At 56.8% G+C, this 20,932-nt stretch carries 18 protein-coding genes; 12 read left to right on the forward strand and 6 right to left on the reverse strand.

The annotated features are described in order from the left end of the window. Positions 1-124 precede the first annotated feature (124 nt). Complete coding sequence (locus tag B2R17_RS11500; protein ID WP_008665753.1) at positions 125-976, forward strand: ABC transporter ATP-binding protein; 852 nt, start codon at positions 125-127, stop codon at positions 974-976. Continuing rightward, on the forward strand, positions 973-2,769 hold the full coding sequence (locus tag B2R17_RS11505) for a hypothetical protein (protein ID WP_286764099.1): 1,797 nt from the start codon (positions 973-975) through the stop codon (positions 2,767-2,769). Before B2R17_RS11500 ends, B2R17_RS11505 begins: the two co-directional genes overlap by 4 nt. A 90-nt stretch (positions 2,770-2,859) precedes the next feature. Here B2R17_RS11505 and B2R17_RS11510 read toward each other — a convergent pair whose 3' ends face one another. Both B2R17_RS11510 and B2R17_RS11515 read right to left on the reverse strand, forming a co-directional pair. Then, the gene (locus B2R17_RS11510; protein ID WP_037250738.1) at positions 2,860-3,927 is read right to left on the reverse strand and encodes a polysaccharide biosynthesis/export family protein; all 1,068 of its coding nucleotides are present in this window, start codon (positions 3,925-3,927) and stop codon (positions 2,860-2,862) included. 271 nt (positions 3,928-4,198) lie between these two features. Beyond that, on the reverse strand, positions 4,199-6,019 hold the full coding sequence (locus B2R17_RS11515; RefSeq protein WP_286764100.1) for a hypothetical protein: 1,821 nt from the start codon (positions 6,017-6,019) through the stop codon (positions 4,199-4,201). Between the two features lie 307 nt (positions 6,020-6,326). Here B2R17_RS11515 and B2R17_RS11520 point away from each other — a divergent pair, with 307 nt between their 5' ends. Further along, positions 6,327-6,989, forward strand: a complete 663-nt coding sequence (locus tag B2R17_RS11520) for a PilZ domain-containing protein (RefSeq protein ID WP_286764101.1) — start codon at positions 6,327-6,329, stop codon at positions 6,987-6,989. Positions 6,990-7,063: 74 nt separating this feature from the next. Here the strand turns inward: B2R17_RS11520 and B2R17_RS11525 are convergent, their stop codons facing one another. After that, positions 7,064-8,455, reverse strand: coding sequence for an EF-hand domain-containing protein (locus tag B2R17_RS11525; protein WP_286764102.1), 1,392 nt, complete (start codon positions 8,453-8,455; stop codon positions 7,064-7,066). A 400-nt stretch (positions 8,456-8,855) separates the two neighbouring features. On the opposite strand from B2R17_RS11525, the gene fliP reads away from it, so the two are divergent. The 7 genes from fliP (at position 8,856) to B2R17_RS11560 (ending at position 14,758) form a co-directional block, all read left to right on the forward strand. Continuing rightward, positions 8,856-9,845, forward strand: a complete 990-nt coding sequence (gene fliP / locus B2R17_RS11530) for a flagellar type III secretion system pore protein FliP (RefSeq protein ID WP_286764103.1) — start codon at positions 8,856-8,858, stop codon at positions 9,843-9,845. 6 nt (positions 9,846-9,851) lie between these two features. After that, positions 9,852-10,118 (forward strand): flagellar biosynthetic protein FliQ, encoded by a 267-nt coding sequence (locus B2R17_RS11535; RefSeq protein WP_008652825.1) that lies wholly within the window; start codon positions 9,852-9,854, stop codon positions 10,116-10,118. A gap of 2 nt (positions 10,119-10,120) precedes the next feature. After that, positions 10,121-10,915 (forward strand): flagellar biosynthetic protein FliR, encoded by a 795-nt coding sequence (locus B2R17_RS11540; RefSeq protein ID WP_286764104.1) that lies wholly within the window; start codon positions 10,121-10,123, stop codon positions 10,913-10,915. After that, positions 10,908-11,990 (forward strand): EscU/YscU/HrcU family type III secretion system export apparatus switch protein, encoded by a 1,083-nt coding sequence (locus B2R17_RS11545; RefSeq protein ID WP_008665741.1) that lies wholly within the window; start codon positions 10,908-10,910, stop codon positions 11,988-11,990. Before B2R17_RS11540 ends, B2R17_RS11545 begins: the two co-directional genes overlap by 8 nt. A 5-nt stretch (positions 11,991-11,995) precedes the next feature. After that, complete coding sequence (locus B2R17_RS11550) at positions 11,996-12,697, forward strand: DUF2461 domain-containing protein (protein WP_286764105.1); 702 nt, start codon at positions 11,996-11,998, stop codon at positions 12,695-12,697. Positions 12,698-12,817: 120 nt separating this feature from the next. Beyond that, positions 12,818-13,312, forward strand: a complete 495-nt coding sequence (locus B2R17_RS11555; RefSeq protein ID WP_286764106.1) for a hypothetical protein — start codon at positions 12,818-12,820, stop codon at positions 13,310-13,312. Between the two features lie 105 nt (positions 13,313-13,417). Then, positions 13,418-14,758 carry a hypothetical protein gene (locus B2R17_RS11560; protein WP_286764107.1) on the forward strand — a complete coding sequence of 447 codons (1,341 nt, stop codon included), beginning with the start codon at positions 13,418-13,420 and terminating at the stop codon, positions 14,756-14,758. Positions 14,759-14,823: 65 nt separating this feature from the next. On the opposite strand, the gene B2R17_RS11565 is transcribed toward B2R17_RS11560, so the two are convergent. Then, complete coding sequence (locus tag B2R17_RS11565; protein WP_286764108.1) at positions 14,824-16,137, reverse strand: NRAMP family divalent metal transporter; 1,314 nt, start codon at positions 16,135-16,137, stop codon at positions 14,824-14,826. Positions 16,138-16,191: 54 nt separating this feature from the next. Between B2R17_RS11565 and B2R17_RS11570 the strand changes: the two genes are divergently transcribed. Together B2R17_RS11570 and B2R17_RS11575 are read left to right on the forward strand one after the other, a co-directional pair. Next, the gene (locus tag B2R17_RS11570; protein ID WP_286764109.1) at positions 16,192-16,959 is read left to right on the forward strand and encodes a glucosamine-6-phosphate deaminase; all 768 of its coding nucleotides are present in this window, start codon (positions 16,192-16,194) and stop codon (positions 16,957-16,959) included. Then, positions 16,956-17,867: an N-acetylglucosamine-6-phosphate deacetylase gene (locus B2R17_RS11575; protein WP_286764110.1), complete on the forward strand. Its 912-nt coding sequence runs from the start codon at positions 16,956-16,958 to the stop codon at positions 17,865-17,867. Before B2R17_RS11570 ends, B2R17_RS11575 begins: the two co-directional genes overlap by 4 nt. Before the next feature lie 40 nt (positions 17,868-17,907). Here the strand turns inward: B2R17_RS11575 and B2R17_RS11580 are convergent, their stop codons facing one another. Continuing rightward, positions 17,908-18,876, reverse strand: a complete 969-nt coding sequence (locus B2R17_RS11580; RefSeq protein ID WP_286764111.1) for a GGDEF domain-containing protein — start codon at positions 18,874-18,876, stop codon at positions 17,908-17,910. Positions 18,877-18,927: 51 nt separating this feature from the next. Further along, on the reverse strand, positions 18,928-20,268 hold the full coding sequence (gene glgC / locus B2R17_RS11585) for a glucose-1-phosphate adenylyltransferase (RefSeq protein WP_286764112.1): 1,341 nt from the start codon (positions 20,266-20,268) through the stop codon (positions 18,928-18,930). Positions 20,269-20,932: the final 664 nt, after the last annotated feature.

The raw sequence follows: 20,932 nt of genomic DNA on the forward strand, positions 1-20,932 counted from the left end.
CAAAACGCATAGCCGGTCCCGTTTAAGGGAACGAGGCCGGATCCGAAACGAAGGTTCGCCACCGTGACACCCACCATGGGGTAGCGTCCTTCAGAGGCGTTCTTCCCTGACATGGCACCGGCCGATGATCGAGCTGACTCACTTACAAAAGCTTTATGACGATACGATCGCCGTCAAGGACGTGACGGTGTCGATCCCTGCTGGGGTGATCTGCGGCTTGGTCGGGCCCAATGGTGCGGGGAAAACGACGACCTTGCGATGCATGGCGGGGTTGTTGCCCGCCACTGCCGGCGAGATTCGAATCAACGGATTTTCGCCCGATTCGGATCCGGTTCGCCACAAAAGAACAATTGCGTACGTGCCGGATGATCCGCCACTGTTTGACGACCTGACCGTCGGCGAACACCTGGACTTCGTCGCCCGTCTCTACCAAATCGAAGATCACCGACGAACGGCGATCGATTTGCTCGAGCGATTTGAATTGCTCGGCAAATACGACGCGATGGTGACCTCCCTATCGCGAGGCATGCGGCAGAAGTTGGCGGTTGCATGCGCGTACCTGATTCAGCCGCAAGTGTTGTTGTTGGACGAGCCGTTGACCGGGCTGGATCCTCCAGGCATCCGTGTTCTATTGCAATCAGTCCGTGAGTTTGTTCGGACTGGACGCACCGCGATTGTCAGCAGTCACTTGTTGGCGATGATCGGCGACGTCTGCGATCAAGTTTGGTTGCTGCAGGACGGATTGGTGCGATACCACGGGACGACGACCGGATTGCGTCAAGAGTTCCCGGAAACCAATTCGTTGGAAGACGCATTCTTTGCGGCGATGAAACCCGTCGTGAAAAGCGACGCGGGCATCGACGAAAGCACTGTGGTCATGCCCGGCGTTCCGAGCCTGGAACCGTCATCGTTGGGAGCCCCGCTGGATCAAGTGACCGCGAATCCGGTTGCGCCGAGCGTGACCAACATCTCATGACCACGTCAGGATTCACATCCGTTCGTGGCGGTCGACGGAAACGGCTGAGTGATTGGTTGATTCCGGACGATTCGCTCGATGGGCTGCGATATTTGTCGCGAGCCCAGTTGCGATTCCGTGTGGCGCGGTTTTGGAAGCGGATGTTCTCGCCCCGCCAAGCCATCGCGTCGATTCTTTCGATCGTGTTCATGGCGTTGTACTTGGTGGCGGGCCTCACCCTGCTCTCGCGCCGGGAAGCCAACGACCCCGAGCAACTGCGTTTGTGGTTGTCCGGCGGGATGGTGCTGTACGCGCTGTATCACACCGTCAAACATCTATGGTCGAAACCAACGCCGGAACCGGATGCCGTCACGTGGACCGATGCCGATCGTTTGTGGTTGGGCGGTGGGCCCGTTTCGCGACGCACGATGGTGTTGCGTGAAGCGATGTCGTCGATCCCATCGTCGCTGGCCAAAACCGCGTTGCTCGGCGTGGTGCTTTGGCGTGACGCTGAATTTTTGCCATTGCTGTTGGCAGGAGTCTGCTTGGCGTTGATCGCTTTGGAACTGATTCGTCGCGTCATCACACATGGCATCGATGCTATGCGACCGAGCGAACGGCGATTTGGTTGCATCATCAGTTTGGTCGTGGGTTTGGCGATGGTCGTTCAGCTGGGCATTCAAACTTGGCAATCCACGCCGTCCGGAAGTGATCCGGTGATTTACGTCCTATCAGCGATGTCCGAAGTCGGAAACTACGCGGGATCCACGGCGATCCAAGCGATGGCGTTTGCTCTGTTGCCAGCCGCATCGGTCGCGGCTGCTGCACCGTGGAGCGTCTTTGATTCACTGCCGCCACTGGTATCGCTTGCTTTCATGACCATGATCGCGATCTCGGTGATTTGCGTTTTGGCGGAGATGCTGGTCCGAGTCGACGCGTGGTCCGCGAAACGGCGGATTGAAACAGAACGACGTCGACTGAGGCTGATGGAAAGCAACGTCGCAAACGGTCGATCGTCGGCTGACGAGTTTTTGTCGCGTCCGACACAAGTCACACGGATTCAGCGTTTTGGCGATTGGTTGGCCAAGTGCTTGCCCGAACGCCATCGTGGGATGTCGGGGTTGGTCGTGCGGCAACTGCAATGCGTCCGTCGATACCTGCCAAACGTGATCGTCAGTTTCGCGATTCCGATGGCACTGTCTCTTTCGCCTTTGCTCACCGATCAAACGACCAAGCAGTGGGTGTTTGTGATCGGCGGAATCGCACTGAGTTCGTTGTTGCTGGCACCGCCAGCATTGCAGATTGATTTTCGCCGCGATTTAAAACGGATGTTCTTGGTCCGCTCGCTGCCGCTAGGGAACGTCGCGATGTGCGTGGGAATGCTGAGTGTTCCTGTCGTGATCACGGTGTTGTTCCAGTGGAGCACGCTGGCACTGGGAGCATGGTTTGCGACTCCGTCGATGTGGCAAACCGTTTGGTTGTTCCTCGCGTTGCCTTCGCTCGCTGTGGTGACGTTTGCGGTGGAGAACGCATTGTTTCTCGCGTTCCCGCATCACGTGCACGCACAGGGAATCGCGATGGTCATCCGTGCAAAGATCACGTTCCTGTGGAAAGGACTGATGCTGGCCGTGGCGCCGATCGGATTGATCAGCTACGTGATGTTCTGCGAACGAGTGCTGCCGACTTTTTGGGTTGGCCCCGCGGCGTTCGGTGGAACGTTGCTCGCCGTTTGGAGCACCGCCGCGTTTGCCGGTTGGGTGTTGGTGCGGTGTTGGCGCCGGTTTGATCCGTTGATCGATACACCGCCGGAGTGAATCTGCGTGCTTTCGCCGTTGGCTTTTCGTTCGACGGGATTGGAAGCCGATCGTACGGTCACGCAGACTTCAGCACATCGAGGCTGAGAGCTAGTTCAACGAGTCGCTATTGAAGGAGAATCCGCCGAAGGGAACGATGCCGTAGATGCCTTCGGTGAAGACTTGGCGGACAAAGTCGCCGAACACGGTGATCGGACGATCGGGAATGACGATCACGTCTCCATCGCGAACCCAGATCTCATCGGCGGGAGTCGGACGTTTGCCGCGGATGGCTCCGTTGAGGTCCAGCATGGTGCTGATCATTCGCCAATCTTCCGCCCGTCGGAACACGATGACCTGACGCAAGTTGCCATCGGGCAGGTGACCGCCCGAGGCCGCGATCGCACCGAGCACCGTTGTCGGTGTGGTGATCTCTTGGCGTCCAGGCAGTCCGACTTGTCCAAGCACGTACACAAAGTGCGGTGCTTGTTGAGTCAGGATCGGTTCGACTTCCAATCCAACGACGACTTCCGCGTAACGCAGATTGATTTCGCGTTTGAGTTGCTCCAACGTGAACCCTTGCACGCTGACTTGGCCGATGCCGGGCAATCGAATGTGACCGTCGGGCATGACCGTCGTCGTGATGGCTTGCGCGGTGAACCCGCCCAATCCACCAACAGCGGCACGGATGTCTTCTGCCAAGGTGTTGGTGCGAACCGGTGTGACGTCGATTGCGGGATCGTCGTAGAACGCTTTGTATTCGCGTTCCAATAGGTCTCGCAGTCCCGGGACTGTCAGTCCGGCCGCTTGGACTTGCCCGAGCAAACGCACCGTGATCGATCCATCGGGTTGAATCAGCAAACCGCTTTCCAGCGTTCCACGATCCAAGTCTTCGTCGGCGATGGATTCAATCGAAACTTGGTCGCCGGGCATCAAGCGATATTGGCCCGCGTCTTGTCGACGAGTGACCAAGTAAACCATTTGAAGTTGGTCGCCGGGACGAACATGGTATTTCGCCAGGTGTCGCAAACGTGCGGGACCGGTGTAGCCGCCGGGGCCGTATTTATCGAAGTCCATTGGCTTCATGTCTTGCCAACGCGCCTCACTGCCGCACGCGGTCGCGCAGTCGACGCCCAGCATGCATTTGGGGCAACCATAGCCTTCTGCGGTCAAAACCATGTGCGTTCCACACGAACCGCATGGCCCACATGCACTTTGCGAACCCATGCCATTCCAAGCTGGTGCATGTGCAACGTTTGAATGCGTGACGACCGTGTGCGACGGAACGGGAACACGTTGCGAATGGGAAGCAGGTAGCAGCTCACCCGGACGCGATTGTGCATGTGTGGTTTGGACTTGCAAGGAACAAAGCCCAGCCACGAAGAGAGCGGCGGCAATGTTCATCGATTGCGGAGTGATCGATGAAAGACGAGAAATCAATCGCATGGTCTTACCACCACTTTTTTAGTTGAGGCAAGAAACGTGAACTGTTTCGAGTCGGTTGTTGAGTTGGTTCTGATGCTTCAGCAGGACTTGATTCTTGGACAGGGAGCGATTGTCCAAGCGCCGCCGTTGCGGGCGGAGTGTTCATCAAACGGTAGCTGGCCGGTTGAGCGTGGACCGGAACCGTTGTCGAAACGTTCTTTGCGTTCATTGATCCGGAGTTGTTCTGTGCGTTTCCCGTTTGTGCTGGGATGACACTTCGCGAGACCGATGCAAACTGTTGCGGCGACATCGTGACCACGTCGGGTGTGCGTCGAGTTTGTGCTTGCGACCGAATTGGAGCACCCTTCAAGACCGTGGTGGCGGCGGGCGATAGCGATTCGATTTGGTTGAGTTTTTGAAGCACGTTGACGTCGTACCGCAGCGTCAGCGAATGCTGCAACGCCCAGGTGGCTTCTTCGATCAAGCCAACGTCGGCCAAGTGGAACCCCAGTTTGGCAACCAAGTCCGGATTGTTGCTTTGACCTTGCACAGCCGCTCGACGTAGACAGATCGCGGAAGGTCCCGGCAGCTGAGTGGCTTCGCCTCGACCGAGTCGGATTGCGGCGAGCAAGTCCATGGCTTGTGCGGCGAGCAAGCTTTGGGCGGCGACTTCGCTGAGTTCCATTCGGGCCAAATCGAGGTAGCGATCAATCGCCTCGGTGGCCGTGGGAATCGTTTGCGTTCCACCATCCGTGCTTTCGACCAACATCTCGGTGTACCAACCAAGCTCATCTTTCGGAGCAGATTGATAGTTGGGATGCGAAGGTGCTGCCGCTCGTCCGCGACGTGGTAGGCCTTGTCGGACGACGGGAGTTCGGTGCGATCGAGCGAGACGTGCGATCGATTCGGGATCATCCGTGGCGTACGGGCCGACGAAATCTTGTGCCTCGTTCAAAGCGTCTCGTCCGGCTTGCAAGCGTCGGACGGCGGAGCGCGATGGAGCGGTGGCGACGGCTTGCCCTGATTCAATCGCGGAACGCGAACGGGTGTGCTGGTCGTGCAAGTCGATCGCTTCGGCGGCCAAGTGCAGCGTTTGCCAAGCCGATGTCTCAGCGGATGCGTAGGCTGCGGAACTGTATTCCACCTCGGCTTGTTGGAAGTGCTTCCAAGCTTGATCGAGTTTCGACTTGGCCGTTTGAGTCGCCAGGAACATGCCTGAAGCAGCAGCCGGTGGTGTCACGGGAGCTTTGGCTTGTTCCATCGCACGTCGTTCGGCGATCACTTCGGCAAATCGTTGAGCGGTTGATTTGGCGGCTGCAACCTCTGCCGCTGGTTGCGACGATGGTTCCGCCATTGGCAAACGTTGAGGTCTTGCACCTGCGCCGGGCTTGTTCGGTTGGTTTTGTCGAGGCGTGCTGGTCGCGTCATTGGTCCGAGTTGGTGGACGCATTGCGATGCGAGGTGCCTCGGTTGGTTGAGGTTCTTCGCCGACCGCAACGGGGTGGAACGACTCAAAGCTGTTTTGATGGGGGCCGACCGGGGTTTGGCCCGAGAAACCGGCTGGTTCGGCGGCCGGAGACGTGGCGAGCGGCGTCAACCAATTCGGCGGCGCTTCCAGGGTGGGCTGTTTGACGATTGTCGAGCCTGATTGCGGAAGCATCAGCCGAGCGGTAGCGACACCGGTGCCTGCGGCGACGCTGGGAGACGCGGCGACCTTAGAAGCCGTGACGAATTCGTCGGCGGTCGAAGTTGCCGTTCCGGTGACGAATTGATTGGTCCGAGTCGTCTGCGCAAACAAGGGTTGGGCCAGCAACGTCAGCGTTGCCAAACCGAAGATCGCGAGCATCCGAGATCGCCGTCGCTGCCGACCGCGGGCACGGCAACTGGCAGTGGCATCTGAATGGCGGTGGGGACGCAACATAGGACTCGATCAACAGCGGGATGATGTTCGACACACTGGTCATCGGGTCATCCCGGGTCCGATTGTGATGATTTTGCCTTCCGAACGAATCCCAACAGTTGCAGCGGTGGGACAAGCGGCAAAACCGTTACAAGTTCACGAAGCCTACGGATTTCCGAGGCTTGGGGGGTTTCATGACGTAGGGTTTCACAGATGATTCCGCCCCCTGCTCTCCAACTCTCTTCCAAACCTCATGACGCGTGATGTAAACGGCCAAAACCGAGCGAGCGATCGCTTCTATGCGAAGCATCGTGACCGTTTGAAGGCTGTCGTGGTGATTCTTCGCGACGACGTAGTAAAGGAATACGAATGCGAATTAGCTGACCTGAGCCAAGGTGGTTGCGCCATTCGGGCCAAATTGGGTGAGGATTCGAATGTCACCATTGCCGTGCTTCGCATCAATGCGCCAACATTGGGAATCGAGCTGGAGGTCGCCGGCCGGCTTTGTTGGAATCAACAGACGTCGGTGGGATCGAACACCTTCGGATTCCGTTTTCGTCGCTCCATTGATTTGGATTTGATCGATCGGATGGTGGATGAGGGCCTGATCACGCGTCGCGAAGAAGAACGGATGCAGGTCGGAATGCCTATTCAGATTCGGCGTGCGCACGGCAAATCAGAGGTCAGCGATGTAGTGCTCGAAGATTGCTCGGCATCTGGCATGCGAATCACATTGGTCGGACAAGTTGAGCCGTCCGAACGATTGTTGATCAGCACCCCATCGGGCGTCAGCGGCACCGTGACGGTCATCTGGCTTCGACAGAGTGAAGATGATCGCTGCGAATGCGGATGTGTCTTCCAGAATCTCCGATCGGCTCGCGCGATCAACGATGAACTGAACCAAATCTTGGTTTGACCGCGATCACGGTTGATCGCGGATTATCAAAGTATCGCTGAGCGTTGCTTGGTTGGGTTCTCGATCGAAAACGATCAACGTTTCGACCGATTTGCCATGTGCTGAGCGTACTCTTGGATCGTGACGCGACCGTCGCCGTTGAAATCCGCGCCGGCGGGACTGAGCAACATCGACTTCCATTCGGTCGACGTTAATGCTCCGTCTTTGTTGCTGTCATATCGACCGATGATGGTCGCGGCGTATTTCAGTTCCTTTTCCGTTGGCGGCGGACCATCGGCGGCAGATGAATTGCTGGAACGACCGGAGCTCGAACCCGAGCTGGTCGACCGTGCGGTGGAAGAAGAGCCTGGTGCCGCACGGCCAATTGGAGCGTCCGTCGCAACGGCACCGTCGTCCACACCTCGGCGAACTTCGGTTTGCGTGATCACACCGTCTTGGTTTTGGTCCCAACGGTAGTATTCCTCCACGCGATCAGGTGTCCAATCGCTCGTGTACTCGTTCATCGAGACTTGTCCGTCGCGATTGAGGTCCCGTTGAGCAAAGAAGCTCGGCATACCTTCAGCCATCCCTGGTCCCTCAACGCGGTAAGACTTGCGTCCACCAAAATCGACTTCAACAATTTCGCGATCATCGTCATCGTCTCGGCGGCGGTCATCGCGACGATCGTCTCGACGTTCTTCTTCGTTGCCACGACGGACGGCTTGACGAGTCGCCAGCTCCATTTCGGAAAGCTTGCCATCGCCGTTGCGGTCAAAGTCCATCGGATTTCCCCAGAAGCGGCTGGAGATTTCGTCTTTTCCAAGCTGGCCGTCCTTGTCGCGATCGTAACGAGACAAAACTTCACGTGCGGACTTGCGATCTTCATCGGTGGTGGGCGTGGCCATCATTTCAGCGGCTGGGCCGAAACCGGGAACCAAGACAGGATCCGCTTCCAAACCAAAACCCGGGACCAACATTTCCAATTCCATGTCGTCCGTTTCGCGGCTGCTGCGACGATCATTGTCGCCGCGGGAGTCACCACCGCCTTCGCGTTCTTCACGCATTTTTTCAAACGCACTGCTGAATTTCGACAGTGGAATTGGACGACCGGCTTTGATGCTGGAGTCGGACGCCGCGAGTCGTTGAATCAGGAATCCGGCGGGGCCCTCTTGTTCGTCGGGATCCAGCGTGCCGTTTCCGTTGCGGTCCAACCGTTGCAGCATGCTGGACGGATCAAATCCACCACGTCCGCCACCTCCTCCTCGGTCACCGCCGCCGCGTTCGCCGCCACCACGACCGCCACGGTCTCCTCCGCCACCGCGTTCACCACCGCCACCGGGGCCTCCGCGGCCGCCTCGATCGCCACCACCGAATCCGCCTCCGCCAAACCCACCTCGCCCCGGAGGCTGAGCGGCGGCCGGCAGCGACATCAGAATGGCAAGAGCGGGGATGAGCAGCAATCGAATTGAGAGTGGGCTCGTGAACATGGCAAAGTCAAAAATGACGAGTGAAAGCGTGAAAAGAGAGGCAATGGCCACCAGATTCGACTCGCTGAGCAAATTGGGCCGAGCGAATCGGATCGGGTTTTAGCCTACATGGTTTCAACCCTTTGGCACCACAAAAGTTTCGATTCCGGCGTCGGGTGGCTTTCTCTGCCGAGATTTTTGGAGGAATCCCCGTTTGGTGGCCGGAATCCTCCGTTCTCTTCGAGGAAACCGGCTCTACCTGGGGAAACAGGCGTCTTCTCCAGCCATTTCGCGAAATCTCAGGCTGAGACAAATCGACCTGCGAATCCGACTTTCGGCGAAATGACAAATTCTCCTAAAGTCGCGACTCGGAACGGTCGAGCGTGGTGCTCGGCCTGACGTGGGTGCTTTCCATCTTCCCGTGGCTTTGGCTGTGTTTGCCCGACTGAATTGTCCTCGAGTGAACGAATGCGATCGGGCCTTCATGGTGCGATGGTTGTTGGCTGGCGTTTGCACGTTCCTGTTCGCGGCTGGGATTGGTTCGGAAGCCGTCGCGCAACAAGCCGAGCCCAGCATCGTTCGCCCGAATGATCCGCTGCCCAGCAAGGCGACCGTTTCCGATCCCGAAGTGCTCGACCGAACGCCGGTTCAAGCCTTTGGCGGTCCCGAAAATTTCGACGCACCCGAACCGACCGACCGCAAACCGCTCGACTTCATCGCCGGTGGGCCTGATGAGTGGACCAGCCCCGAGGGGTTGGCCGGCAGTTTGCAAGTCATGCTGCTGCTCACGGTGCTGTCGCTGGCACCCGCGATTTTGTTGATGACGACTTGTTATGTCCGCATCATCATCGTGCTGGGTTTGCTGCGACAAGCCATTGGGCTTCAGTCGTTGCCGCCCAGCCAAGTGATGACGAGCGTCGCGTTGTTCATGACTTTGTTCGTGATGACGCCCGTTTGGACTCGCGTCTACGACGATGCGATCAAGCCGTACACCGATCCCGAAGTTGAGATGACGTTGGAAGAGGCATTCGAAAAGGGTGCCATTCCGATTCGCGAATTCATGGCTTGGCAGATTCGCGAAGCTCGCAACGAAGACGATGTGGTGTTGTTTTACGGATACATGGATCCCGACGCCGTCGTGCCCAGCACGTTTGATGATGTGCCTCTGCGAGTCCTCTTGCCCGCGTTCATCCTGAGCGAACTGAAAACGTCGTTCCTGATGGGCTTTCAAATTTACTTACCGTTCTTGATCGTCGACCTCGTCGTCGCCAGCGTCACGATTTCGATGGGGATGCTGATGTTGCCTCCCGCCGTGATCGCGTTGCCATTCAAACTGCTGCTCTTTGTGTTGGTGGATGGATGGCGTTTGGTGGTGGAAATGTTGATGAACAGCTTTGGGACAATGGGATAACGCGCCGTGTTTGAAGCATCTGACGCAATCGATTTGGTTCGCGAAGCCTTGTTGGCCGCTGTTGTCTTGGCATTGCCGATGCTGGCGGTCGGTATGCTGGCTGGTCTGGGAATCGGTCTGATTCAAGCACTCACCCAAATTCAGGATCAAACGGTTTCGTTTGTTCCAAAGATCATGGCGATGGCTGCGGTCTTGATCGCCTGTTTGCCGTGGTTGATGTCTCGGATGGTCGAGTTCACTCGGCATGTCTTTGAAGACGCGGGTGGTTTGTAGCGATGCAAGCCTTCGTCGATTGGATTTTCAATCACTTGGTGCTCGGCACGCTCGTGCTGACTCGTCTGGGGATGTTGCTGATGGCCATGCCGGCGATTGGCGTGGGAGTCCCCAAACGCATCCGAGCTTTGTTGGCATTGATTTTAACGGCGATCTTGATGCCGACTTTGGCCGCGCACTGCGATCATCCTTCGATGCCGACGATTGACAACCTGCCGGAGTTGGCGGTCGCGATTGGACGCGAAGCATTGATTGGAATGTTGATCGGTGCGACGACTCAAATGGTGATCACCGGTTTGCAATTGGCCGGGGAAGCCATCACCAGCACCGGAGGGATGCAGTTGGGTGATTCGATTGATCCGACCACGTCCAGCAGCATGCCCGCGTTGGCTCGGATGGTCGGCATGTTGGTCACGACGGTGATGTTGATCACGGGAGCCCACCGTGTGGTGCTGCGCTTATTGGTCGAAAGTTTTCAACACATTCCACCCGGCAACGTGCAGTTCACTGATTCGATGATGGACGCCGTGATTGTGGTGATGGGCAATTCCATGGCCAGCGGCGTGCGCGTCGCGGGGCCGGTGATCGCGGCGTTGTTGCTGGCGAACTTGGTGACTGGTTTGATCAGTCGCACGTTGCCACAAATCAATGTGTTGGCGATCGGGTTGTCGATCAACGCGCTGGCGATGTTGGTGGTCACCGCACTGACGATCGGTTCGGTTGCGTGGTTGTTCCAAGAAGACTTGACGGCGAACGTCGAGCGATTGGCCTCGATTTGGACAACGCCTGATGTCTGATTCCGGTGGAGATAAGAAACACTCAGCGTCAGAACGCAAACGCAGGCAGGCTCGCGAAAAAGGCCAGATCGCGAAAAGCCAGGACCTGACGTCTGCGACTCTGTTGCTGGCCGCGATCGGAGCTCTTTACGCCATCGGTGGAAACATGGCGGCTTATTTGTCGGGAGGCATTGAGCAAGCTCTCGGCGAAACGAAGCTGGCACCGATGACCAATCAGGATGCCACGCAGTACATGTTGCAGATCTCGCAACGCCTGGCGATGGCGGCCGTGCCGATGATGATCCTGATGTTCATCGGTGGCGTGTTGATCAACGTCTTTCAGTCCGGGTTGTTGCTGTCGACTGAGAAGTTGATGCCAAAGTTAAGCAACATCAGCCCGTTGTCCGGAGCCAAACGAATTCTGTCGCTTCAGGGCGTGATGCGATTGGTTTTTGGGATGTTCAAAGTCGGCATCATTGGCGGGATCGCGTACCTCGCACTTCGGGCTCACCACGGCGATGTGATCTCGATGGCGTCGCTTTCGGTGCCCCAGTTAGCCAAGTCGATGTTTGACACCTTGTTCGGCGTGTCGTTGTGGATCGGTGTTGGATTGTTTGTTTTGGCACTGCTCGAATATGTCTACCAGTGGTGGAAGACGGAACAAGACTTGATGATGACGGACCAAGAAGTCCGCGATGAGATGAAGGACACCGAGGCTGATCCGCAGGTCGCGGCTCGTCGTCGTCAAGTGGCACGTCAATTGGCGATGGGCCAACTCGGATCCGAGGTTCCCAAGGCCGACGTGGTTGCCAGCAACCCGACCGAACTTGCCATCGCGATCAAGTACGATCCGTTGACGATGCCGGCTCCCATCGTGGTGGCCAAAGGTGCGGGCATGATTGCCCAGCGGATTCGCCGGTTGGCATTGGAAAACGGCATTCCCGTGGTGGAACGAAAAGAGCTGGCTCAGGCGTTGTACAAATTGGTCGACGTGGGTCAAGAAGTCCCAGCGGAACAGTACCAAGCGGTGGCGGAAATCTTGCGTTACGTCTATCAAATGCAAGGTAAGAAAGTTCCGCAAGCAACCGCAGCCTGATCCTGATGACATCTCCGATCCAACCTGAATTCTTCCACTTCCTCGAAGATCTCTCTGACAACAACAATCGAGAGTGGTTTGCGGAGAACAAGCCACGCTATGAGTCCGACGTTCGGGAGCCTGCGCTGGAGCTTATTCGACAGCTCGCCGTGCCGCTGAAACGATCCGCGCCAATGCTTCGCGTGATCGACAAGACGCAGGGTGGCTCGCTGATGCGGATTTACCGTGACACGCGGTTTAGCAAAGACAAGACGCCTTACAAGACCAACGTGGGCATCTCGATGAGACATGATGCGTGTTTTAGCGGCACATTGTCGAAAGACATCCACACGCCGGGCAGCTATGTGCATTTGTCCCCGGAAGAGTGTTTTGTGGGCATGGGCGTTTGGCGACCGCAACGGGAATCTCTCGCGGCGATACGGGCGGCCATCGCGGAAGAACCCAAGGTGTGGCTGCGGGCTCGCAATGCCAAGTCATTTCGCACGTCGTTTGAAATGGGCGGCGAACAGTTGAAGACCTCTCCGCGAGACTACGACCGCGACCATCCGATGATCGAGGATCTACGGCGGATCGACTTTGTCGGAATCGCGAAAATGAATCGGAAAGAGATCACCGGCAAAGACGCCGTCGCTCGGATCACTCAACTGATTCGCGATGCACGTCCGCTGATGCGGTTCTTATGCGACGCCGTCGACGTTCCTTATTGAACCGTTTTGTCACACTTTTTGACTTCGTTTTTAGAAACTGGGGTTGCGACGGTTTTGGCGGAAAAGCGATAGCTGATTCAACGTTGAATTTTCTGAATCGTAGTACGTGGAGCGTTCTCAATGCCCCGTTTTGAAATGTCGCCTTTTTCGCGTCGACTAACTGTTTGCGTTTGTTTGTTCGTTGGCAGCCAGTGCATGGCCGCCACGTCCGCCTCTGCGCAAGGGGCGGAGCCGGGTGCTTTCTCAAAGATGGCTCAGACACTCAATCCCGCAAACTGGAAGATGCCTTCGATGCCGAAGGCACCTGCTTTCCGCATGCCAAGCTTCTTGGTTCCCAATGAGGATCAAGATCGGATTGTGGAACGCAAGAATGGTTTGATGACGGATGTCAAAACCACCGCTTCCAAGTCTTGGCAGCGTACCAAGGAAACGTTCAACCCAGCTCGTTTGAACCCGATGAACATGTTTGCTGGGACGGGAACCGAAACGAAGCCGAATTCGCAATCGGATTCGCCTGGTTTCTTCAGCTCCATGTTTGGTGCTCCTCAAGCCGCACCCGGTCCGGAAGAACGCGTTGCCAACGTCAATGACTTTCTAGATCTAGAACGTCCTTGACCGATTGGTCACCAAAAATCCTTTCTTGCGTGTTGGGATTGAGTGGAGGATGATAGATGAGACGGTTTCGAACTGGTCTACTTCTCTCATTGAAAACGATATCTGATGGCACTGCCTCCCTGGACGGTGGATTTGTTGCGACGCGGCGTTGCCGACTTGGCCCGGCAAGCGACAGACCCGGAGACCGCACAAAACCTCAAGGACCAAGCGAGCAAGTTGGTCGAGGAACTTCCTCGTGTGGCTCGCGAAAAGGTCGACACGATCCTGAAGCAGGCCGAAGCAAGTGCCGCACCCTTTCGCGATGCTTGGGCTGGAACATCAGCCTTCCAAGGCCCGCAGTCTTTGATCAACGGATCTGGGAATTTGTCACATGAACGCGGCAGCGGCGTGGCCGTCGATCCATCCGTCTTGGCCGCCGCGGCACCGTATCTGATGGGCGATTGCAGCCTGTCTCACGATCGTCGAAACACCCAGCCGGTCGAACGCTTCCTTAGCGAGCCTTGTGGCACCGATGTGCAGGTGCTCGTTGTCAATTCGTTTGATGCGGGATTGAGTTTGATCGGGCAATGCGGGCGACGGGCCGGACGCATTTTGGTGCCACGTTGTTGTGCGGTGCCTTTGCGGAGCGGAAGTCCGGCCTGCTTGGCCGATGAACTGCAACGTTGGACTGGCGGTGCGGTTCGCGAAGTCGGCACGAGCGATGGCATTCAAGAGTCTGACTTGGTCGACGCGATGGGCGGTTGTCCCAGTCGATCGTTCGGTGGTCAACGAACAACAACGTTGGTGCGTTTGCCAAAAGAGTGTTGCACGCTGGATGTGGAGTCACGTCGCAAACACGGAGTTTCGGAGATCGTTGTGGCACCGTCGGCGCGATTGCTCGGAACTTCTACCGAAGGTTGCTGCAGTGCGGCAGGTTTGATCCGAGCGGGTGCCGATGCGGCGTTGATCGGTGGCGGTGTTTTGACGGGAACACCCGGCATGGGAATTCTCATCGGACGCACGGAATGGATGAAGGTGTGGAACGAGGACCCACGAGTTTCCATGTTGCAGGCTCCCGATGCGATGGCCGCCATGCTGAACGCGGCGGCTTTGTTGGCTTGTGATAACAATTTGCCGGTGGATCGTTTGATCGCGGCTAGTGAAAGCAATTTGCAGGACCGCGCCGAACGGTTGGCGACTCAGTTGTCGGGCATCGACGGCGTGACGTCTGCTGTCGTGACGCAGGACAGTGCGACGATGCCTCTCGAGTCAGGCAAGCTTCCGTCGCGACGAGTTCTGGTGCGAGTCAACACGTCCAGTCCCGCGGTGGTCGTCGAGCGATTGACGAAAGGCGACACATGTCTGTTAGTCGAACCATCGGATGATGGTGTCGCGATCGATTTGCGATGGGTCACCCCGGATCAACAAGCAAAAATCTCGCAACTATTCGCGGCTGCGATTCACTGATTTAGCCAGCTGTCTCGAGGTCACTCACGCGATCGCTCGATCGCGTTGTTTCAACACGAGAACACTCAGATCAATCCGCTGAGTGTTTTCAGCGAGAGGGCGATCACGACCGCCAATCCGATCCAGGCCAACACTTTGATTGGCCAAGCGACGTCTTTGCGATCCAAGGTGTGCAATTGCCAAACGATCACACCAGCGAGCAGCGGAAAGCAAAGGACGGTCAACGACTGTGCGATGACGATGAAGCTGACCAAGTCAACTTCCGTCAGTGCAGCGAGGCTGGCGACGGCCCATCCGGCGAGCAATGCCGCGATTGTGGCTCTTTGAACCGGTCGCGATGAGACTCGGCAGTCCGTTCCAATCGCGTCGCAGAAAACGACGCCGCCAATCAACGCGTTGACCAGGAAAGAACTGGCCGCTCCCGCGAAAATACCGATTGAAAAGACGATTCGAGCCCACGATCCAAACAGTGGTTCGAGCGAAAGGGCAACAACGGATGCGTCGGTCAGATCTGCGGGTGCGATGTTGCCGTGCAGTGCCGTGGCGGCCGTGACATAAATCATTCCGGTGATCAGCGCCAGGGATGAGATGCCAACGAAGACATCGACAAATCCAGTCGACAGATTTTCGCGTTTCCAACCTTTTTCTTTGACTTGGTAGGACTGGTAGAACGCTCCCGCGACCGAGAATGTTGTTGCGACCAATGCCGCCATGCTCAACCACGCGATCGATGCGTTGTCTGTACTCGCGACTGCCTCCGCATCGCTTGTCAGCGTTGGTTCCGGAGCTGGGAGGCTTGGGATCAATCCGCCGATCACATCGCCCCAGTTAGGCGCTGATGCGAACATGCTGGCACCAAACGACAAGACCATTGCACCGACGAGGAACGCCATTGCACGTTCGATCCATCGATACAGATCACGCCGGCCGAGCCACACAAGTGCGATGATGCCTCCGTTGAAAAGCAACAAGCCCGATGCGCGTCCGAGTGTTGACCATTTGTTCACGGTTTCGTGGCCAATGAATCCGCTGACTGCCATCCACATCGCGTTGTTGTTGGATGCTTGAAACAACGTGATCGCGATCAACAGCGACAATCCGACGACCCAGGCGGCCCAGCGTCCAAAACGATCGGCAACCAGACCGCACAAAGTATTTTCTTTGCAGACACCAATCGTCATCGCGGCGGCGGTCATGCCGATCATCAGAATTCCCGCGAGCGGGACAATCCAAAGCAAATCAAAGCCTTCTCCGCAGGCAACGCGGCTGGCGCTGACGATGCTGCCGGGCCCAAGAACGACGGCCGCGACGACGATGGCAGGGCCAATTCGACGGTATCGTTTCCAACCACTCTCGTTTACTGCTACCGGCTGTGTCACAATGAAGCCTTGTCGATGAACAAATGATTTGTTAGCCGCCACATGCGACCGCCAATGTTGAACAAGATCCTAGCCGCTGACCGCTTCGAAATGGGGCTCTGGGTGGGCCGAAATGCTGCCGACTCGATCCGAATGGCTCTGAGTGAGTTCGGTCATGCCAATATCGTCGTTGCAACGGGCGCTTCCCAGTTCGAAGTTTTGGCCTCTTTGGCCGAACAACCCGGCATCGATTGGTCGAAGGTGACCGGTTTCCATCTGGATGAATACGTTGGTGTATCGCCGGATCATCCCGCATCGTTTTGCAAATACCTTCGCGAACGATTTGTTGAAAAGGTTTCGCCGGGAGCGTTTCATTACCTTCGCGGGGACGAAGATCCTGCGGAAACGATGAAACGAGTTGGCGATCTGTTGCGGCAAACTCGAATCGACGTGTCCTTGGTGGGAATCGGTGAGAACGCGCACCTTGCGTTCAACGACCCGCCGGCTGATTTGACCACGACCGAACCGTATTTGCTGGTGGATTTGGACCAACGTTGTCGTGAGCAACAAGTTGGCGAAGGATGGTTCTCATCGCTCGAGGAGGTCCCGACGCAAGCGATCAGCATGTCTGTTCAGCAGATCCTGAAATCGCGGCAGATTTTCTGTTCGGTCCCGGATGCCCAGAAAGCCGAAGCGGTCGCGAAAACGTTGGCGGTTGTCAACGATCCGATGGTCCCCGCGTCGGCTCTTCACCAGCATCCCAACGCGACGCTGATCATCGACATCGCTTCGTCGGCCGAGCTGAATCGCGACGTTCGAAATTCGATGGAGCCTGGCAGTTGAACCACGTCGATCTTCAAGTCAACGGCTATGCCGGCGTGGACTTCAACGGGAACGAACTTTCAACCGAGCAGGTTCAGCACGCTTGTGACGTCATGCGTTCGCACGATGTCGATCGGTGTCTGGCCACGGTGATCACGGATTCGATGGATGCCATGTGCGCTCGGATCAGCCGAATCGCTGATGCCATTGAAGCGGACAATGACATCGCCAAGACGATCGCGGGAATTCATGTCGAAGGACCGTTTTTGTCGCCGTTGGATGGCTACGCGGGGGCTCATCCAAAGTCAGAGATTCGTGCGGCGACGATCGAGGATGCTGGGCGATTGCTGGACGCGGGCCGTGGTCACGTGCGTTTGGTCACGCTTGCACCGGAGCAAGATCCCAACGGCGTCACGACGCGTTGGCTGCATGACCGCGGAATCATCGTCGCGGCGGGACATACCAACGCGAGCCTGGATGAACTTGACGTCGCGATTGATTCGGGATTGTTCATGTTCACGCACTTGGGCAACGCATGTCCATCACAGGTTCCTCGTCATGACAACATCGTGCAGCGGGTTCTTTCACGAGCTTCGCGGTTGTCGATCAGTTTCATTGCCGATGGATTTCATATCCCAATGATGGCCCTGGGCAACTATTTGCAGTGCGTGCCTGAGGAGAACATCGTCATCGTTAGCGACGCGATCAGTGCGGCTGGATTGGGACCGGGTACGTATGCGTTGGCGGGCCAGAACGTTCATGTCGATGACGACGGCGCGGCATGGGCGGAGTGTCGAACGCACTTTGCCGGATGTGCAACTTCCGTTCAAACGATGGCTAAAAAGCTGCGCACGGAATTGAAGATCGACGAGGCCCGCATCCGAGCTTGGACGTGCACCAACCCGGCACGGTTGCTGGCGGGCAAGTAATTGCCGATCGCCGGTTTGGAATACAATTCGCCAAGCGATTTTACGAGCGAATGACTTCGGGAGCGTTGATCAATTGGGCACCGTTGCCGTCGTTGAAGTAAACGCGGTTTCGTCCCATGTTCTTGGCCGAATAAAGGGCCTCGTCGGCTCGGCGAACGATCGGACCGATGACCAAGTCTTCTTGTGGCGTGCTCAGGCCAACGCTCAGTGTGACTTGCAATTCGGCTGAGCCCGCATCGATGGGATCGTTGGCGATGCGGTCTCGCAGTTTGTTGACCTTGTCGGCAGCAGCTCGAATTGGCAAATGCGTCAGGATAGCGAATTCTTCGCCGCCAAATCGCGACACGATCTCGGCGTCTTGCAATCCATGGCCGAGTCGTTGCGAGATCTGTTGCAAGACCATGTCGCCGATTGGGTGACCATGTGTATCGTTGATCATCTTGAAGTGATCGATGTCCATCAAAATCAACGTGAACGACTTGCCACCGGCTCGGTAGGCCGAGAACAATTCGTCGAGTTTCTTGTCGAAGGCTCGTCGATTGAACAGACCCGTCAGACCGTCCGTGCGAGCTTCGGTGAGGTAGGACTGGATTTGTTCGGTTTGTTCTTCGAGTTGTTGCTCAGCGGCTTCCAACCGTGTTTGCAACTCGGTGTTCGTTGACATGATCTGATTGATCAACGTCACCATTCTCGCATCGCTGGCTTGTTGGTTTTCGTTGGCCCGGCCATTGCGAGCGGCGCCGGATCGCGACTGCTGCAAGCTGATCCTCATCGCGTCGCTGAGTTCGCCCAGTTCGCTTTGATAGTTCGAAACGTTGCCGGAGTACTCGTTGGTCCAACGCGACAGGCCTTCGAGCAAGCCCAGCATGCGTTGGCGCTCGTCCTCTTGAATGATCGGTCCTTGGGGGATCGCCGTCGCTACTTTGGCGCGTCGACGTCCGAGGAGGTAACCGATTGCAATCAAGACCGCGGCAAAAAAGAAACCGGCGGCGATCAATGACGGGTTCACGGCACAGCGGAGGGTTTCGAGGAAGCCCTCGGCAGTTGCCGAAAGCCACGGTTAGGAAGTCAAGCTGGATGTCGGATCATGCGATCCATTGGTGGATACCGGCGAAGCGATCATCTCGCCGCGCGCTATCACAACGAGTCCACTATCGGTCACTGTTAGCCCACGAGCACGATCCAGTGCCAGATCATATCCAATTTCCGTTTCTGGTGGGATTTGAACTCCCTTGTCAATGATTGCACGTCGAATGCGACTGTGCCGTCCAACGTTGACATCATCGAAAAGAATGCTGTCTTCAACTTGAGCGTAACTGTTGATGCGGCAGCCTGTGCCGATGATGCTCCGCCGAACGCAGCCACCGCTGATGATCGCGCCTTGGCAAACGATTGAATCGAGAGCTTCGCCGCGACGTGACGATCGACCTTCGCTTCCGAAGACAAACTTCGGCGGTGGCAGTTGCGGTTGGAAAGAGCGGATCGGCCACTGTCGATCGTAGAGATTCAATTGAGGATCGACGCCGACCAAGTCCATGTTGGCTTCGTAGTAGGCTTCGAGTGTACCGACGTCACGCCAGTACGCGTCTCGCTTGCGATTTTCATCGGTGAATGGAAACGCGAAAACTTGGCTGTCTTCGATCGCGCCGGGGATGATGTTTTTCCCGAAGTCGTGCTCGCTGTCGGGTTGAGTCGCGTCATCACACAATCGCTCGAACAAGAAACGAGTGTTGAAGACGTAGATGCCCATCGATGCCAAGCAGACATCCGGATCAACGAGAGTTGGACGCGGGTTTTCCGGTTTTTCCTGAAATTCCACCAACCGATTGTCGGTGTCGACCTGCATCACGCCGAACTGTCTCGCTTCCTCGCGACTGACACGCAAAGCGCCCACTGTAACATCGGCACCTTTGCGATGATGGAAATTGACCATCGATTCGTAGTTCATCTTGTACAGGTGGTCACCTGCCAAAATCACCACATACTCGGGTGCTTCCCGCTCGATCGCATAGATATTTTGGTAGACCGCGTCGGCAGTGCCTTGGTACCAATTGTCATCGATGCGTTGTTGCGGCGGCACAACGTCGATGAATTCACCCAATTCGCGGCAGAAGTAGTTCCGCCACGCCACGTTGATGTGCCGGTCCAGCGATTGAGCTTTGTACTGCGTCAGCAGCAACAATCGCCGCATATCGCTGTTCAGGCAATTGCTCAGTACAAAGTCGATGATGCGGTAGGCACCACCAATAGGGACCGCTGGTTTGGCGCGATCCCGTGTGAGTGGTTCGAGTCGTGAACCACGACCTCCGGCCAGAATCACAGTTACTGTTTGTCGCATCATTGGATCGTGGTTTCCTACCGCGTTGGGCATGTTGGCACCCGCAACATGTTCAGGCTGCATGCTAGCAAAGTCCCGTGAGGACTGTCGAGCGGAATTTAGTTTTCCCTCACCGGCTTGAAAGGGAGTTTCATGCGTCGATGTGGGTCAGCTTTCCTATTTTGACATTCGTCATAACGATCCTCTTCGCAAACACGATCGATTTGCGATCAGAAAGTCACGGTCGTCGCACCGGTGGCGCTCTCGTTGTCTGCAAAACGACCAAGCGATCAACGACGTCGTGCCTCGCAGACGACTCGATTGATCTGTCCTCCAGTGCCAGCACATCTCGGACCAGACCAGGTCACCGCATCGCCGGGGAGCGAAAGCGTTTTCGACAACTTGTCTCCGGTTCAAAGTGAACCAAATGGGCACCGGTCGCTGTAGTACTGCTCTCGAAAACTCATGGGAGCGTCCGCGATTCGGATGCGTGCAACTCATGGCAAATGTTTGGACGAGGTCGCGAAACATTGCGTTGACTTCGCCACGGTACGAGCGAAATATCACTCACCCGCCCATCCCCCTTTGGAGAACACTCTCACGATGCGTAATCAATGGAAACCAGTCAGTTTTGCTTTGGGAAGTTTGTGGGTCGCCACGCTGACCGCCGCCGTTGTGATGAGCCTGCCGGATGGGTTGCGGTCAGACGCGATGGCAGATCAAACGACCCCGCGAGCCGGTGCGATCT

Source organism: Rhodopirellula sp. UBA1907, from assembly GCF_002337565.1.
Classification (GTDB): domain Bacteria; phylum Planctomycetota; class Planctomycetia; order Pirellulales; family Pirellulaceae; genus Rhodopirellula; species Rhodopirellula europaea.

Bases quoted from the DNA above. Each gene is read 5' to 3' on its own strand.
- B2R17_RS11545 (WP_008665741.1), top strand. From the start codon at position 10,908: ATGTCTGATTCCGGTGGAGATAAGAAACACTCAGCGTCAGAACGCAAA.
- B2R17_RS11525 (WP_286764102.1), bottom strand. From the start codon at position 8,455: ATGTTCACGAGCCCACTCTCAATTCGATTGCTGCTCATCCCCGCTCTT.
- B2R17_RS11520 (WP_286764101.1), top strand. From the start codon at position 6,327: ATGACGCGTGATGTAAACGGCCAAAACCGAGCGAGCGATCGCTTCTAT.
- glgC (WP_286764112.1), bottom strand. From the start codon at position 20,268: ATGCAGCCTGAACATGTTGCGGGTGCCAACATGCCCAACGCGGTAGGA.
- B2R17_RS11505 (WP_286764099.1), top strand. From the start codon at position 973: ATGACCACGTCAGGATTCACATCCGTTCGTGGCGGTCGACGGAAACGG.
- B2R17_RS11570 (WP_286764109.1), top strand. From the start codon at position 16,192: ATGTTGAACAAGATCCTAGCCGCTGACCGCTTCGAAATGGGGCTCTGG.
- B2R17_RS11540 (WP_286764104.1), top strand. From the start codon at position 10,121: ATGCAAGCCTTCGTCGATTGGATTTTCAATCACTTGGTGCTCGGCACG.
- B2R17_RS11555 (WP_286764106.1), top strand. From the start codon at position 12,818: ATGCCCCGTTTTGAAATGTCGCCTTTTTCGCGTCGACTAACTGTTTGC.
- B2R17_RS11500 (WP_008665753.1), top strand. From the start codon at position 125: ATGATCGAGCTGACTCACTTACAAAAGCTTTATGACGATACGATCGCC.
- B2R17_RS11560 (WP_286764107.1), top strand. From the start codon at position 13,418: ATGGCACTGCCTCCCTGGACGGTGGATTTGTTGCGACGCGGCGTTGCC.
- B2R17_RS11515 (WP_286764100.1), bottom strand. From the start codon at position 6,019: ATGCTCGCGATCTTCGGTTTGGCAACGCTGACGTTGCTGGCCCAACCC.
- B2R17_RS11550 (WP_286764105.1), top strand. From the start codon at position 11,996: ATGACATCTCCGATCCAACCTGAATTCTTCCACTTCCTCGAAGATCTC.
- B2R17_RS11510 (WP_037250738.1), bottom strand. From the start codon at position 3,927: ATGGTTTTGACCGCAGAAGGCTATGGTTGCCCCAAATGCATGCTGGGC.